Origin of the sequence: Pleionea mediterranea, from assembly GCF_003148745.1 — a bacterium.
GTDB lineage: Bacteria > Pseudomonadota > Gammaproteobacteria > Enterobacterales > Kangiellaceae > Pleionea > Pleionea mediterranea.
Genome location: NZ_QGGU01000003.1, coordinates 257,774 through 273,852, shown reverse-complemented (window position 1 = coordinate 273,852; position 16,079 = coordinate 257,774). Strand labels below are relative to the sequence as shown.

The window sequence follows — 16,079 nt, the reverse complement described above, 5'->3', positions numbered from 1 at the left end:
TTTCTACGAATTATGTCGTTTATCCAGTCGTCACTGGCTAAAGTAGATTAGAGGTAACAATGGCTAAATTACTGATCAAACTATCCTTGTTTTTATGCTTGTTAGGTACATCAGGTGTATCCGCTGAGCAGTCCGTGATCGCCGCTAAGGCAGAACAGTCTCTGCTTATCGATATTGCGCAGTTATCTGGTGATAAACTTGTGGCTGTTGGGGAACGAGGACACATATTGTTATCGAATGATAATGGCGAGAGCTGGCAACAGGTCGTTGCGCCAACCGAATCAACATTAACTGCTGTTACTTTCATTGATGATCTCACTGGGTTTGCTGTTGGTCATCAACAAGTGATTTTAAAAACTATCGACGGTGGAGAGACCTGGGCTTTACAATATCAAAATAAAGAAGATGTTATTTTTCCAGCATTAATGGATGTCTGGTTTAGAGATGGTGGCTGGGGCGTTGCCGTTGGTGCCTATGGGTTATATTTGCATACCAAAGATGGTGGTCAGAGCTGGGAGCAAATGCCTTTAGCGGAACTTGAAGACCCAGATTTTGGATTACCGCATTTTTATAGTATGGGTTATGACGGCAAAAATAACCGTCTGTTTATGGCTGGTGAGCTTGGCTTTATTGCAGTTTCTGAAGATTTTGGTGAAACCTGGAGTAGACTGGAATCTCCCTATGAAGGATCATTTTTTCATGTGGCTGTGAGTAATTCAGGTAGCTTGCATTTAATGGGGCTACGTGGTCATTTATTTCGTTCGGAAGATCAGGGTGAAACCTGGGATGCCATTAAAACCAATAGTCAGGCATCTATAAATAGCATGATCGAGCTGGGCGGTTCTCAGTTAATGTACCTTGGTGTGGATGGCGTTTTGTTATTTTCTAATGATGATGGAAAAACTGTCCGTAAAATCCAGCGACAAGATAGAAATGGTTTGATGGCAGGCGTATTAACCGGAGTCAATTCACTGGTTGTGGTAGGTGAAAAAGGCGTTAATAGAATTGGTCTCGATGGCCAGAATAAAGAACAATAATTTAGGGAGTTGCGAATATGCAGCAGTCGGCTCTTAATCATTTTATAAAAAATACCTTTTTTAAATACCGAGTACTGGTGTTGGTCGTGTTTACGGCTGTCACTTTGGGAATGCTTTATTTTGCGTCGCAACTAAAAGTAGACGCCAGTTTTGAAAAAAATATTCCGTTAGAACATCCGTATATGCAAACTTATCTGAAGCATCAGGAAGAGTTTGGTGGTGCAAACCGGATTTTAATTGCACTGGAAGATACATCGGGTGATATTTTTAATGAGGACTTTTTTAAAGCGTTAAACAAAGCGACAGAAAAAGTAACCGCAATTTCCAGTGTTAATCAGCCTCAGGTTCAATCCTTATTCACGCCTAACACGCGCTATATTGAAGTTGTTGAAGATGGTCTGGAAGGCGGCCCTGTCATTCCTGCAACCTTTGATGGTGGTCAGGAATCGTTAGAAACTGTGCGAAAAAATGTTTTAAAAGGTGGTTTCGTTGGTCGGTTAGTCGCGAATGATTTTTCTGCAGCGATGGTTTCTGCTCAGCTTTTCTCGGTGGATCCAAATACTAAGGAGCAAACCGATTTTATTGCTGTTTCCAGTCAGTTGGAGCAAATTCGAACCGAGCTTGAGTCCGATTACCCTAATTTGAAAGTTCATATTATTGGATTTTCTAAAATGATCGGCGATATCAGTAACGGTGCTCAAGATGTGCTGATGTTTTTTGGTATTGCATTCATCATTACCGCCATTTTGGTTTACTTTTATTCACATAGCATTCAATTATCAATTTTACCGTTGCTGACTTCCGTGGTTGCGGTTATATGGCAACTTGGATTACTGACTTTACTTGGTTTTGGTATTGACCCCATGTCAATTCTGGTGCCATTTCTGGTGTTTGCTATCGGCGTGAGTCATGGTGTGCAAATGATAAACGCAGTTGGAAAAAATGTTGCAGGAGGCTCAACACCTCTTGATGCTTCTTGTGCTGCATGCTGTCGACTGTTTATTCCGGGTATGGTTGCATTGTTAAGTGACACGGTTGGCTTTCTGACATTACTATTAATTAAGATCGATATCATAAAAGAGCTGGCCGTTACCGCGAGTATTGGTGTAGCCGTAATTATTTTGACTAACTTAATTTTACTGCCGGTATTATTGTCTTATGCCAAGTTTGGTAAGTCATTCTCGAAAAGAGTAACTAAAGGTGCAGAAAAGCAGACCTTTTTATGGCGAAAACTTGCAAGTTTTGCGCAACCAAAAGCAGCAAAAGTAACCGTATTGGTTGCGGCCGTTTTGGCAATAGGAGGCGTTTATTTTGCCAGTGAAATGAAAATAGGTGATTTACACGCAGGAGCTCCAGCACTCAGAGCAGACTCCGTTTACAATAAAGATACAGCTTTTATTACCGATAGATTTTCCATTGGTACCGATGTTATCTCGGTTATGGCTGAAACCAAAGTTGATGGTTGCACAGATTATACAATAATGAAAACCATTGATGATTTTCAATGGCACTTGCAAAACTTGAGTGGCGTTCAGTCAACTTTGAGCATAACCAGTATTTCAAAAGTATTAAATGCAGGGTTCTTTGAAGGTAATTTAAAATGGAAAGTGTTACCTCGAGAAACAGCGACGCTGGCTCAGTCTATCCGTTACATTGAAACCTCTGCAGGTTTATTCGATAAAGATTGCCAATATATGCCGATAATGGTGTTCACAAATGATCATAAAGCATCAACTATCGAGCAAGTGGTTTCTGCTGTAAAACAATACAAACAAGATAATCCAAGTGATCTGGTTGATTTTAAACTTGCAATGGGGCCTGTGGGTGTCATGGCTGCAACCAATGAAGCCGTTGAAGCCGCTCAATACCCAATGTTAATTGGCGTATATATAGCGGTCATTTTATTGTGTTTAATCAGTTTCCGATCGATTCGCTCAACGCTTTGCATAATTATTCCATTAGCATTGGTTTCCATTCTTGCTCAAGCATTAATGACCTGGCTTGAAATTGGACTAACGGTGGCCACTTTACCGGTTATTGCGCTTGGGGTTGGTATTGGTGTTGACTATGGCATATACATCTTCTCGCGAATGCTTGATTTTATTCGTGAGGGCGATCCTATCAGTGAAGCATTCTATAAAACACTAAATTTGACGGGTAATGCGGTGTTCTTTACCGGTATCACTCTAGCTATTGGTGTTAGCACCTGGATGTTATCGGCACTTAAATTCCAGGCTGATATGGGGATCTTACTGACCTTTATGTTTTTATTTAACATGCTTGGCGCTGTTATTTTATTACCTGCGTTGGCTTCCTTTTTCTATCGCAGATAATTAATCAATCTCTTCTAAGTCCTCGTTAATATTCGGGCAGTGGTTTGTCCACTGCCCGAATTCAAAAATTTCTTTTGAATTCGTCAATTTGCTGATGCGAATCACCGCTTATTAGCCTAGAATTATACTCCTGTAGCGATTAATCACTTTTGCGCAAAATACACAAATACAAAGTAGGAAGGATAGTAATTTATGACGCAGATAACTACCGAGCATCAGCCCGTGCTCCTAGAAAACGTTATCAAGCTGATCCAAAGTAAGTTTAAGAAAAATCAGGCCGAGGTGGTCAGTCGTTTTGCTCAATATTTTTATGGCAGCATTTCGCCTGAAGATTTAAATCATAGAGCCGCAAACGATTTATATGCGTCTGTACTAAGCTTGTGGAATTTTTTAAATACCGGCAATCAGGATGATGTTTGTGTTCGTGTGTTTAACCCTGAGTTTGAAAGTCATGGTTGGCGCTCAAGTCATACGGTTATTGAGCTTGTACATCCGGACATGCCATTTTTGGTTGATTCAGTCAGAATGGAGTTAAACCGGCTTGGGCTTGGCATTCATTTGCACATACACCTTCCTATTTCGATACAGCGCAACAGCAAGAATGTTATCTCATCGATAGAGCTGGCTTCAGAAAGTAAAGAACATTCCAATGTCACACCAATGTATCTTGAAATTGATCGTCAGCTCGATCAAGAAGAGCTGGATGATATCCGTGAGAATCTAGAACGTGTCTTGTCCGATGTTCGAACCGCCGTTAATGACTGGACACCTATGAAAGAAAAGTTACGTTCAGTTTTAAAACGGGTTGAAAAGTCACAATCGAATGTATCAGAAGAAAAGCGCAAGGAAACGCAAGCGTTTTTAGAGTGGATTTCAGGCAATCATTTTACTTTACTTGCTTACACCTCCTATGACCTGAAAGAGCAATCGGGTAAAACTTTTCTGGCACCGAATAAGAAATCTTCGCTTGGTTTAGCGACGATGAAACTGTGGGAACCTAAGAAGTATTCGTTATCGGATCTTCCAAAAGGTGCACAACGACTCATACTTGACTCAAATACATTGCTTGTTCTTACCAAGTTAAGTGCAATCAGTACCGTACATCGTCCTGCACATGTCGATTACATTGGTGTAAAACGCTTTGATGAAGATGGTAATGTTACCGGTGAAGATCGATTCCTTGGTTTGTATACTTCCGCAGCCTATAACGTCAATCCCATGTCTATCCCGGTATTGCGAGAAAAAATTCAGGCGGTACTGGATAATTCAGGCTTGCCGAGTGGAAGTCATGACGCAAAAGTATTACGTAATATCTTAGAGACTTATCCTCGAGATGAATTATTTCAGATAAATATCAGTGATCTCTTGAGTACTGCCGTAGGTGTTATGCACATAAAAGAGAGAGCACTGATTCGATTATTTGTGCGTCGAGATCCATACGGTCGTTTTTTCTCTTGTATGGTTTATGTACCAAGAGAAATTTATACGACAAAATTACGTTTGAAAATTACCAATATCTTATCGGATACATTCAAATCCAGCGGTGAAATTAAATTCACCACTACTTTCTCCGAGTCTATTCTGGCGCGAATTCAATTTACTGTACCGGTGGAAAATGCTGAGCATATTGATTACGACATTCAGGCCATGGAGCATGAGTTAGAAGAAGCTGCTCGTTCCTGGGAGGATAACCTACAAGACGCGCTTAAAATCGAATTCGGTGAAGCACAAGGTGGTCGCCTGGCTTCTCAGTATGGTGACTCTTTTCCTTCTGGTTATAAAGATGAAACCCTGCCACAAACAGCAGTACTCGATGTTAAGCACTTAGAATCTTTATCTGAAAATAAAACTCTAAGTATGTTGTTGTATCGTCCGCAGGAAGATTCCGAAGGCGTATTAAAATTTAAGTTGTTTCACCGGGATCAACCCACACCATTATCCGATGTCTTACCCATGTTGGAAAATATGGGATTGGATGTACTGGGTGAAACACCGCATCGTATCGAGTTAAAAGACAGAGCCATCCGCTGGATAATGGACTTTAGCATGACCCATTCTTCTGGTACCAAGCTGGTACTTGAGGATGTTAAGGCAAAGTTTCAGGATGCATTTTTACAAGCCTGGAAGGGGCGTGCAGAAAACGATGGATTCAATCGACTTGTGCTCAGTGCTGGTCTCGACTGGCGACAAACTTCGATATTAAGAGCTTATGCGAAGTATCTTTGGCAGATAGGTTTTACCTTTAGTCAGTCGTATATTGAAGAAACTTTGTCTAAATACCCATTAATTGCCCGGCAGCTGGTTGAGTATTTTGCTCGTAAGTTTGATCCTTCTGTTAAACAGGATGAAAAGCAAGTTAAAGCTATCAAGAAAGATATTATCGAAATGTTGGATCAGGTGAGTAACCTGGATGAAGATAAAATTCTTGATCGCTTTGTTCGAGTAATCGATGCCACATTGCGCACTAACTATTATCAGCTCGATGAAAACGGACAACAAAAAGATTATATTTCACTCAAACTTAACCCTGTAAAAATACCGGATGTGCCATTACCGGTGCCAATGTTCGAAATATTTGTCTATTCACCACGGGTTGAGGGTGTGCATTTACGCGGCGGTAAAGTTGCCCGGGGCGGATTGCGATGGTCTGATCGACGTGAAGATTTTAGAACTGAAATTTTAGGGCTGGTAAAAGCTCAGCAAGTCAAAAATACGGTGATTGTTCCTGTCGGTTCGAAAGGTGGCTTTGTCTGTAAAAAGCTACCGACAGAAGGCGGTCGCGAAGCCTTTATGAAAGAAGGCATTGCTTGCTATAAGCTATTTATAAAAGGTCTATTGGATATAACAGACAATTATCATGACGAAGAGGTTATCACCCCTGAAAATGTAGTTTGTTACGATGAACCGGATCCTTACTTAGTTGTTGCGGCTGATAAAGGAACTGCAACCTTTTCTGATATTGCCAACAGTATTTCTCTGGATTATGGCTTTTGGTTACGGGATGCGTTTGCATCCGGCGGAAGCGTTGGCTATGACCATAAAAAAATGGGGATCACTGCGCGTGGTGCCTGGGAGAGTGTTAAACGTCACTTTATGGAAGTAGGACACAACACACAAACTCAGGACTTTACCGTTGTTGGTATTGGCGACATGGCCGGGGATGTGTTTGGTAATGGCATGCTGTTATCAAAACATATCCAACTTGTGGGTGCGTTTAATCATTTGCATATATTTATTGATCCCACGCCCGATGCCGCATCCAGCTGGAAAGAACGAAAGCGATTATTTGAACAATCCGGCTCCAGTTGGGAGGATTACAACGCAGAACTAATTTCCAAAGGTGGTGGTGTATTTTCCCGAGCTGCCAAATCGATCCCACTTTCTCCTGAAATGAAAAAGTTGTTGGGAGTTAAGCGTGCCAGCATGGCGCCTAATGAACTCATTCATACGCTATTACAGGCTGAATATGACTTGCTATGGAATGGTGGAATTGGCACCTATGTAAAAGCATCAAGCGAGCATCATAATGAAGTGGGTGACAGAGCAAACGATGGCTTAAGAATTAACGGTAATCAACTGCGCTGTAAAGTTGTGGGCGAGGGCGGTAATTTGGGACTCACTCAACTAGGCCGTATCGAATATATGCGTCAAGGCGGTCGATGCAACACAGACTTTATTGATAATGCTGGTGGTGTAAATTGTTCTGATCATGAAGTTAATATCAAAATACTGCTGAACAAAGTGGTAGAGGCTGGTGACATGACCAGTAAACAACGTGACAAGTTGTTTATGGACATGACCGATGAAGTTGCAGAAATGGTATTGCAAGAAAATTATTTGCAAGCGCAGTCAATCAGTGGAACAGAAGCCCGTGCGCCGTTTATGCTTAAAGAGCAAATGCGCTTTATTCATGCGCTCGAAAAAGACAACAAGCTTAATCGCTCACTTGAGTTTATGCCATCGGATGAAGAAATGTTGGAGCGAATGGCACAAGGTGAAGGGTTAACTCGAGGTGAGCTGGCTGTACTACTTGCCTATGGAAAAATGGGTTTAAAAGAGACGCTTTTAAGTCCAGAAATTATCAATGAACCTTATTTTGAACAAGAGTTGATCAGCTACTTCCCTAAACCACTTCGTAAAAAGTTTGTTGAAGAAATTAAGCAGCATCCATTAAGAGATGAAATTATTTCAACGGTTCTTGCGAATGAAATGGTGGATTATCTTGGCAGTAACTTTGTTTACCGAATTATTGATGAAACGGGTGCTACTCCTGCCGATGTTGGTATTTGCTTTACTTTGGCAAAAGAGATTTTTTCCATGAGAAGCTTATGGAAAGATATTCAAAGTCTGGATCACAAAGTACCTGCAGCCACTCAGGTCGATATGCTTTATCAAACACAGCGAATGGTGCGACGTTGTACCCGGTGGTTCCTTAGACACAGACGTAAAAATCTTGCGGTTTCTGATGGTATTTCATACTTCAAATCCGGTGTTCAGGAATTGCAAAAAGAAGTAACAAAGTCTCTGGAAAAAACTGAGTCTAAAGGACTGGAAAAGAAAATTGATAATATGGTTGAGCAAGGAGTGCCAGCGAGCCTTGCCTCAAACGTAACCTATTTAAGTACCATGTTTTCAGCACTGGATATAGTAGAAATGTCGAAAATGACAGGGCTATCGATAAAAATGGTTGCGGATGTTTACTATAAGCTGGGTGCAGAGCTTGAGTTGCATTGGTTCCTTGATCAAATTGTATTACAGCCGGTTGATAATCATTGGCAAGCATTTGCCCGAGCTTCGTTCCGCGAAGAACTCGACTGGCAACAACGCAGTTTGACCGTGGCATTAATTCAAATGACACCTGAAAGTAAAACAGCTGAGCAAAAAATTCAGTCATGGCTCGAAGAGAATGAAGAGCTGCTTGATCGTTGGCGGCATATGGTGGCTGACTTTAGAAGCAGTAGCAGTCATGAGTTTGCTAAATTTTCTGTGGCGTTAAGAGAGCTGTTGATTTTGGTGCAAAGTTGCATTCGAACGGCAGCTGTAGCACAGGAGTCGGCGCTTACATCTTCTGCTTCATTAGAATCGATCAATAAGCCGAAGAAGAAAAAGAAAGTATCGACTTCTAAAAAGTGAGAGAGTAGAACACCACTGGCTGTCAGATTAAACTGACAGCCAGTAATCCTTAGCGCATTAAACAATCGTTTAGTTTAGGTTGTTTAGCAGGAAGTACTTGATATTAAATGCTTGGCAAAATTATTTAATAGTTTTTTCTGTATTCTTGCCCTGAGGAGACATCATGTCTAAATCATCCAAACAACAAGATAAATCCGATAGCAATCCCGCCAGTGACTTTTCTGATCTCACTGCGATATTTTTAAATTGCACATTAAAGCCCAAGGGCACAGCATCGCATACCGAAGCTCTGATTAAGGTTTCTAAATCCATTATGCTGAAGCAGGGTGTGGCGGTTGAAGAGCTTCGTCCAGTGGATTATGAATTGGCACCGGGCGTATATCCGGATATGACCGAGCATGGATTTGATAAGGATGACTGGCCCGAGTTATCAAAGAAGGTACTGGCAGCCGATATTTTAGTGATAGGAACGCCAATCTGGCTTGGTGAAGTGAGTTCAGTTTGTCGACGAGTGATTGAGCGGCTCTACAGTGAATCTGGTAAATTAAACGATAAAGGGCAGTATATTTATTATGGCCGTGTTGGTGGTTGTATTGTGACCGGAAACGAAGATGGTGTTAAGCATTGTGCCATGAGCACCTTATATTCATTACAACACTTAGGTTACGCTATTCCACCTCAGGCGGATGCCGGCTGGATTGGCGAAGCCGGGCCTGGGCCATCCTATAATGATCCTGATTCCGGAGGGCCTGAAAATGAATTTACTCAGCGTAACACTACTTTTATGACCTGGAATTTGATGCACCTTGCCCGAGTATTAAAACAGCAAGGTGGTTTTCCGGCATTGGGTAATCAGCGCGATCAGTGGGAAGCGGGATGTCGCTTTGATCACCCAAACCCTGATTATCGGTAAGGATTGTTGCAGGATATTGAGCCCAAATAAAAGAGGCTGTTAAAAACAGCCTCTTTTAAATTTAGCTCTGCCAGACATAACTGAATTTAGCAAATAAAGTTTTATCACTTTCGGTGATCTCATCCAGAGGATCTTCTTCAAAGCCCTGGCTGGAATATCCGACAAAGATAAGACTTTGAGGATTAACCTTATAGGAATAAAGCAGTTGCCAGCTTAGATCCTTGCGGGTGTAATCGTCTTGTTCCAAAGTAACATCACTGTATTGTGTGGTCAGTCGTAAGCGAGAGCGTAAGTCGAACTGGTAAGCTGTTCGAAAGTTGGCGATATTTACTTTGTAATGTTCCCCGGAAAATCCGCTTGATTGAGAGGCTGGTACATCCAAGTCATAGAGAACACCATCGTATCGTAATGATAAGTGCTGACCAATTTGCCAGTTAATGCTTGGTTCAAATAAAGTGATGGTACCTACTTCAAAGTTACTGAAATCAAGTTGATCACCTTGGCGGAAAAAATTTCCAAACCATAAATCTCGGGTTGGTCGAAATTCGGCCCACATCATAAAGAATTTTTCATCAAACATGCCGCTGCGAAAGTCACCATTACTGGTGCTACCGCTTTCATGATAACGCTCACGAGAACCGACTCCAAAATTGGTAAAGAACTGCAGAGGACCAGAAATACCCATATGTATTTCAACTTCTTCTTCAAGCATCTGCCCATCGCTAAGTCGGTTGGTTTTATCCCAGTCGCCAAAAATACTCCAGCGTGTCCAACGATTTCCTTTTTCACCAAACCAGCGGTACTCACCGCCTATGATGGTTTTCTCGTAATCAACACGACTGATAAAACCCATGTCTGCACGAAAGTCCTGACCAAAATTATTGTAGTCAGCGCGTATCAGATAATCCCGCTTATTATGCCGATAGCTAATGCTGTAAGCGTCATCGCTCTGATTGGCTGCAACGCTAAAGTCATCCACTACTGACTGGCTGTTATTGGTATCCGATGACATATATTGCACACGAAAGTAATCAGCTTTGGTTAAGTGGTAACGTCCGTCTAGAGCAGCAACCTGGTTTTTATAGTCTTCGGCTTTTCGATGAGTCAGCATAATACCGACATTGTTTTGTTCACCAAATTCATTTTGCATGCGAGCAACAAAAACATCTGATTCCAAATCAGAAAAAGTTGCTCTATTTGATCCTAAAGCTCCCGGAATGATAAAGCTGGTACGCTCATCTCTGGCTGCTAAAAATGCGTGAGTCGTACCGTTAGTTTTTCCTGTGAGCTTTAAACCGTAGTCGGGGTTTGCAATGTTTCGGGTATAAAGTAAATTGTTATAGGATGAAAAGTAATCACGACCTTCGAGAAAAAATGGCCGTGCTTCATTCAAAAATAGCGCATCGGTAGTATTAACATCCAGTTGTGCTGCATCGGCTTCAACCTGAGAGAAATCAGGGTTAATGGTGGCATTAGTTATCCAGTCTTCGGTGATGGCCCAACGTAAATCCAGCCCTACATCTTCATTATTATTTTTTGTCCAGTCAGAGCCATTCAATGGATCTCGAGTTTCCCCTTGCGACAAAGTAAGTGTAGGAGTTAATTCAAATTGATTACCGGCCTCAAGGTTTTCAAAGCCTTGAACTTTATTGTACTGGCAAATGCTGCAGTTAATATTCCGATCTTCTGGTGCATCAGCAAACACTCGTCGAGCGTCTCTTGGGTAAATGCGTAAAAACTGAATGCTCCACTCCTGTTTGGCCATGCCAGAGGGAAAACGAATGCTACGAAAAGGAATAGCCATTTCAACCTGATAGCCTTCATCGGTTAATTTTCCGGCACTGCTCCATAATGTATTCCATGAAGAGTCTTCGTTATTTTGGGTGTCATCACGTGTTAAATCGCCTTGAGCGCCCAGAGGATTGACAAAAAACTCAAAACCACGGCGTTCAGCATTAAAAGTATCGATAATAATACCGACGAAATCATCTTGAAAAATACTGTCGCGATCGCGGTAATAGGCTTTAATATTTTCAGGATTGGGATCAGATGCTTTAAATGCGATGTATAGAAACTGGCCGTCTTCCATCATATAGGCAGTGGTTTTGACGGGCGCCTGAATATTTTCACCCGGGTTAATTTCATAATTTAAGCTGACTTTGGTGGCTTTACCCCATTCGAGGTCAGTAATGTCGCCATCAACCAATATACCCTGCTGAACTCGAGGAATGTCATAAGTCACATCTTTAGCGTGAGTCAGTGAGGTAAAGTTAAATAAAGTCAGTATCGATATAACCAGACTAAGGAGAAGTTTTTGCATTTGGCATCCTATTATTGATTTTTAATGATTATACAGACGATCAATAGACTGAGAAAGTTTGAAGTGAATCGAGCGTAAATGTAATGAAATGTTAACTGTTACAGTTAAAGCATCATTTTAGCGTCATATAGGATAGGTATAATCGAGTTTAGTGATAAAACATGTACGTTTTTAGTGCAAATATATTGTGCAAACAAGCCAATAAAGTGCGTTAATAATTCTCTAATTAAGTGCAAACAGTCAAGAAAACGCAGAACAGTAGGTTGTGTTAGTTATTGGCATAAAACTTTCTTATAAATAATTAAGTGAAGTTTTAGTGAAATTTAAAGTGCTTTAAATTCTTAACATTAATATCGTGTGAGGTGTTTTATGCCGTCGTTAAATTTAAGCTCAAATTCTGTTAAAAAGAGTCAATCCATCAACCTGATCAATAAAAATGGATTTTTGATCGCCGATGTGGCAAACCAGCTTGGGGTTTCAAAGCGCCAGGTTTATCGCTGGCTGACTTCAAATATTAATCAATCGTCCTATAAAAACTCACCTTCCAATTTAAATCAGCCCTCTAATAACAATCAATCATCAAATCGAAACGGTTTCGATGCATGTTATTTATTGCAAGACAATGAAGTCAACGCTATGGCTGGCGAGGACTATTCGACGCAATATATTCAGTCACTCGCTGGTTAATTGACGACTTAAGTAATTTGTAAAATCCATTTGCTTAATAGCGTAGTCACTTTCAACCAGTGGCGAGGATATTAAGAAGTCTGCGGAAGATTCATTACAGGCGAAGGGAATATTGTAAAGTACTGCAATTCTTAGCAGGGCTTTAACATCTACATCGTGGGGGTGCGGCTCCATGGGATCCCAGAAGAAGATCAACAGATCGACTTTATTTTCGCAGATATAAGCACCCAGTTGCTGATCGCCGCCCAGCGGTCCTGATTTAAGTTTTACAAGATTTTTCGAAGAATTTTCTTGTTGTTTTGAGTGCAATACCTGCTCCACTAAACTACCTGTTGTGCCAGTGCAAATAATCTGGTGTCGACCCAGTAGTTTCCTGTGTATTTTTACCCAGTTGATCAAATCTTGTTTTTTATGATCGTGGGCAACCAGTGCAATATTTTTTGGTGTGTAAGTATGGCTCTGAGTCATAGCAATAATCCCGCAAGTAATTATCGATTAAAAACGACCGATATCAAGTTATTTTAGAATGTATGGTTAAAAGCTGCGATGCCATAATATTGTCATCTTTTGCCATGATTGGTCAAAAAGTAACGGTTATATTGCCCTGTTTGTGGTGTTGAATAGAGTAAGCCAATGATTAATTGGTTTTATATTTCAAGATTACAGGAGACGATTATGCAATCATATATTGTAACTTCAGAGCAGTTAAGTGAAGACCCGGAGCAATTTGATAATTACTTCTCTGCTATCGCGCAGGAAACAAATTTAATTGACCAGCAAGTTATTCCAGTGGCGATTGACACTGAACATTGGTTTCATTTAATAGCAGATTCAAACAATGATCCCATGGTTTCGGATAATAAGTTAAATCTAAGCAAAAAGGTCACTATCTAAAATTAAAGATCATTGCTAAAAACTACAGGAGGTAGAAATGATAAAGGGTAAATATTTATGATTAAAGAAAATATGCTTTCATAATTGAATCATGAAAGCATATTTTAATTGTAGAGTTATGCTATTACTGCAAACGGCAGGCGCCATCTAAGCGGATAACACTACCATTGAGCATGGGGTTTTCAAATATATGTTGTACGGTTGAAGCAAACTCTTCTGGTTTACCAAAGCGAGAAGGGAAGGGCACACTGTCATAGAGTGACTGTCTGATTTCATCGCTGACACCATCCATCATAGGTGTTTCGAAGATACCGGGCGCTATCGCCATTGCACGAATACCATCGCGGGCAAATTCCCGAGCCGTTGGTAAGATCATACCCACAAGAGCCGATTTAGTTGCAGAATAAGCCACTTGTCCAAATTGACCTTCATAAGCAGCAATAGATGCCGTATGGATAATTACACCGCGTTCACCACCATCGTTGGCTTGATTGTTTTGCATATGTTTGGCTGCTTCACGGGTTAATAAAAAGGAACCTACCAAATTGATATCGACAACTTTTTGGAAAAACTCAGCCGGCATAGGCCCTTTTTTACTGATAAGTTTTCCGTTACCCAGAACACCTGCACAACCAACGGCCAGGTTTATGCCACCAAATTGCTTGGCTGCGGTATCTACCGCTGAAACGACATTCGACTCATTACTGATATCGGTTTTGATGAATAATGCGCGATCACCCAACTCTTTAGCGTAAGATTCGCCCTGTTCAGCATTTATATCGAGTAAGGCAACCTGGCCTCCGGCATCGATAATCGCTTTGGCGATGCCTGCTCCAAGTCCGGATGCGCCACCACTGACGATTGCTTTGGCTGTTGAAAAGTTCATTGTTGACTCCTTTGTGGGAGGTATTGTGAATTTGTGCTCTATTTTACATGTTTATAACGACGGTTCGAAGCTATACCATGTTCTTTTTAGTGATCGGTATTTTATGCGATTAAGAACAGAGCCCGTCAGATTTTAGTCTGACGGGTATGATTTTTATGGAAAGAGTTTTTACGCAAAGAGTATTGATAGAATAAGCTCTGATGCAATGAATTCGGGTACATACTATTCTGTTGGATAAAGTGGTGGCAGTTTGGTCTCTTTATTGGCTGCTTTATTCAGTGCTAAATCATTTTCAATTATTTTAAGCCATTGTTTTAATTTTCCTGCGTCTTTCCAGTCAGATTTCTCAGGACTGTATAAGCTTTGCTCAAGTTCAATAAGGCTGTTTCTTATCGTGTCATTGTTTAATGCAGATAGGTGTGACTTGAATGACTGTTGAGTATTAATATCGTTTAACCAGTATGACAACGATTTATAAATCGCCATATTATCTTTGCTATTGATGGCATCAAGCAAAGCCGCTTTGGCATCCGTAGTGACAGGTGCTGTTTCCAACTTTAATTCTGAAGGCGTCATTTTGCGACTGAGTAAAAAATAAATTAACGTTAGAAGCCAGAGCAACGCAAAGCCGTAAGTACTCCATTGCCATAAACCGGCTGGCGCTGGCGGACTATTTTGTTGAGACGAAGTAGACTGTGTTTGTTTAACAGGTGTTGTTGTTATGGTTGTTGATGTACCTGATTGTTCGCTATTGGGTTGTACATCAATGGTTTCAGCAGGAAGAGTGGCTATTTCGTACTGTCCTGTTTGAGTATTAAACCATTTAAAAGAGAGCTCGGGTAATTCTATTTTCCCAGAACGGGTAGGGACAACCGCGATGCGTTCTACACGTTTTCCAGTGATCCCTTTATTAGAGATACTTCGCGTTTTTTCTGCAGTATCAGGATACCACTTGACGCCATCTGTTTTTGGCAATTTGATTTCTGGTAACTGATTTTCATGCAGTCCTACTCCCGTCAAAGTGATGGTCCAGGTGGATGGTTCGCCTTCTACTTTGCCATGAGGATCCGACCAACGGCTTTTAATACTGAGTTTTTCTGACGGTAACCATTGACCACTGTGATTTTCCGGATAAGGTTTAACGTCAATGCTTTGTTGTTGAGTCGAAATAGTCACTGGTTTGGTACGACCTAACATACGGCCAAAGCCTGAGCTGCCTTTTTGAATAACATCTGCACTAAAGGTTACTGGGGGAATCGACAAACTACCGCTTTGTTGTGGAAATATTGCGTATTTTCGTTCAAGTATGAGATAGCGTTGACCATCAATCATCGACTCATATTGTGTATCTTCACCAAGTTTTTCAATGATGGCATTTTCAATACTGGGTTCAGTCAGGCTGGCGTATTGCGTTTGTATGCCTCGAAATAACTTTATCGTCAGCACCATTTGCTCCTGCACATAAACACTATCTTTCGACAATTCCGCTTTGAGCATAATGGCATCCAGTTTTTCTTCCGAGTCAAAACTGTCGTTAGCCTGTTTAACGGTAACCTGGATAGGTTGAGATTTTTGATTTTCGACCTCTATGGCTGGAATGGTATAAACCCCAGGTTCGGTGGCCATTAATTGTATTTTCCAGCCGAGCTGTGTTTCCGATACACCATTTACCGTTGACGAGCGGTGGTATTTGGAGCTGCTTAAAATAGACAGTTCTTTTGGCAGTACTGATAAGTCTGGCGAGTCGCTGGTGTACTCATCGAGTTCAACCACAAGTGTAAAGGTTTCATTACTGTGAACTTGCTGACGATCCGTATAGGCTTTAATGCCCGCAAGTAATTGACTACTAGCGGACATAATTAACACTAAAAGTAGA

10 protein-coding genes are annotated in these 16,079 nt (G+C 41.1%); 6 read left to right on the top strand and 4 right to left on the bottom strand.

The window, feature by feature from the left end; translation table 11 throughout:
- The first annotated feature begins 59 nt into the window (after positions 1-59).
- From C8D97_RS05200 to C8D97_RS05185, 4 genes are all read left to right on the top strand, one after another.
- The gene (locus C8D97_RS05200; protein ID WP_109762631.1) at positions 60-1,037 is read left to right on the top strand and encodes a WD40/YVTN/BNR-like repeat-containing protein; all 978 of its coding nucleotides are present in this window, start codon (positions 60-62) and stop codon (positions 1,035-1,037) included.
- A 17-nt stretch (positions 1,038-1,054) separates the two neighbouring features.
- Positions 1,055-3,370 (top strand): efflux RND transporter permease subunit, encoded by a 2,316-nt coding sequence (locus tag C8D97_RS05195; RefSeq protein WP_109762628.1) that lies wholly within the window; start codon positions 1,055-1,057, stop codon positions 3,368-3,370.
- A gap of 192 nt (positions 3,371-3,562) precedes the next feature.
- A complete protein-coding gene (locus C8D97_RS05190) occupies positions 3,563-8,503 on the top strand; it encodes an NAD-glutamate dehydrogenase (protein WP_109762626.1) in 4,941 nt (1,646 codons plus the stop codon).
- A gap of 163 nt (positions 8,504-8,666) precedes the next feature.
- Complete coding sequence (locus C8D97_RS05185) at positions 8,667-9,416, top strand: flavodoxin family protein (RefSeq protein WP_109762624.1); 750 nt, start codon at positions 8,667-8,669, stop codon at positions 9,414-9,416.
- A 61-nt stretch (positions 9,417-9,477) separates the two neighbouring features.
- Here the strand turns inward: C8D97_RS05185 and C8D97_RS05180 are convergent, their stop codons facing one another.
- Positions 9,478-11,736 carry a carbohydrate binding family 9 domain-containing protein gene (locus C8D97_RS05180; RefSeq protein WP_109762622.1) on the bottom strand — a complete coding sequence of 753 codons (2,259 nt, stop codon included), beginning with the start codon at positions 11,734-11,736 and terminating at the stop codon, positions 9,478-9,480.
- 369 nt (positions 11,737-12,105) lie between these two features.
- Between C8D97_RS05180 and C8D97_RS05175 the strand changes: the two genes are divergently transcribed.
- A complete protein-coding gene (locus C8D97_RS05175; RefSeq protein ID WP_109762620.1) occupies positions 12,106-12,423 on the top strand; it encodes a helix-turn-helix domain-containing protein in 318 nt (105 codons plus the stop codon).
- On the opposite strand, the gene C8D97_RS05170 is transcribed toward C8D97_RS05175, so the two are convergent.
- The gene (locus C8D97_RS05170) at positions 12,409-12,891 is read right to left on the bottom strand and encodes a methylglyoxal synthase (protein WP_109762618.1); all 483 of its coding nucleotides are present in this window, start codon (positions 12,889-12,891) and stop codon (positions 12,409-12,411) included. The two genes, C8D97_RS05175 and C8D97_RS05170, sit on opposite strands and share 15 nt — an antisense overlap.
- A 207-nt stretch (positions 12,892-13,098) precedes the next feature.
- On the opposite strand from C8D97_RS05170, the gene C8D97_RS05165 reads away from it, so the two are divergent.
- Positions 13,099-13,317: a hypothetical protein gene (locus tag C8D97_RS05165; protein WP_109762616.1), complete on the top strand. Its 219-nt coding sequence runs from the start codon at positions 13,099-13,101 to the stop codon at positions 13,315-13,317.
- A 124-nt stretch (positions 13,318-13,441) separates the two neighbouring features.
- Here C8D97_RS05165 and C8D97_RS05160 read toward each other — a convergent pair whose 3' ends face one another.
- Both C8D97_RS05160 and C8D97_RS05155 read right to left on the bottom strand, forming a co-directional pair.
- The gene (locus C8D97_RS05160) at positions 13,442-14,203 is read right to left on the bottom strand and encodes an SDR family NAD(P)-dependent oxidoreductase (RefSeq protein ID WP_109762614.1); all 762 of its coding nucleotides are present in this window, start codon (positions 14,201-14,203) and stop codon (positions 13,442-13,444) included.
- Positions 14,204-14,425: 222 nt separating this feature from the next.
- Entirely contained in the window at positions 14,426-16,060 is a 1,635-nt protein-coding gene (locus tag C8D97_RS05155; RefSeq protein ID WP_170115144.1) for a BatD family protein, read from the bottom strand.
- Positions 16,061-16,079: the final 19 nt, after the last annotated feature.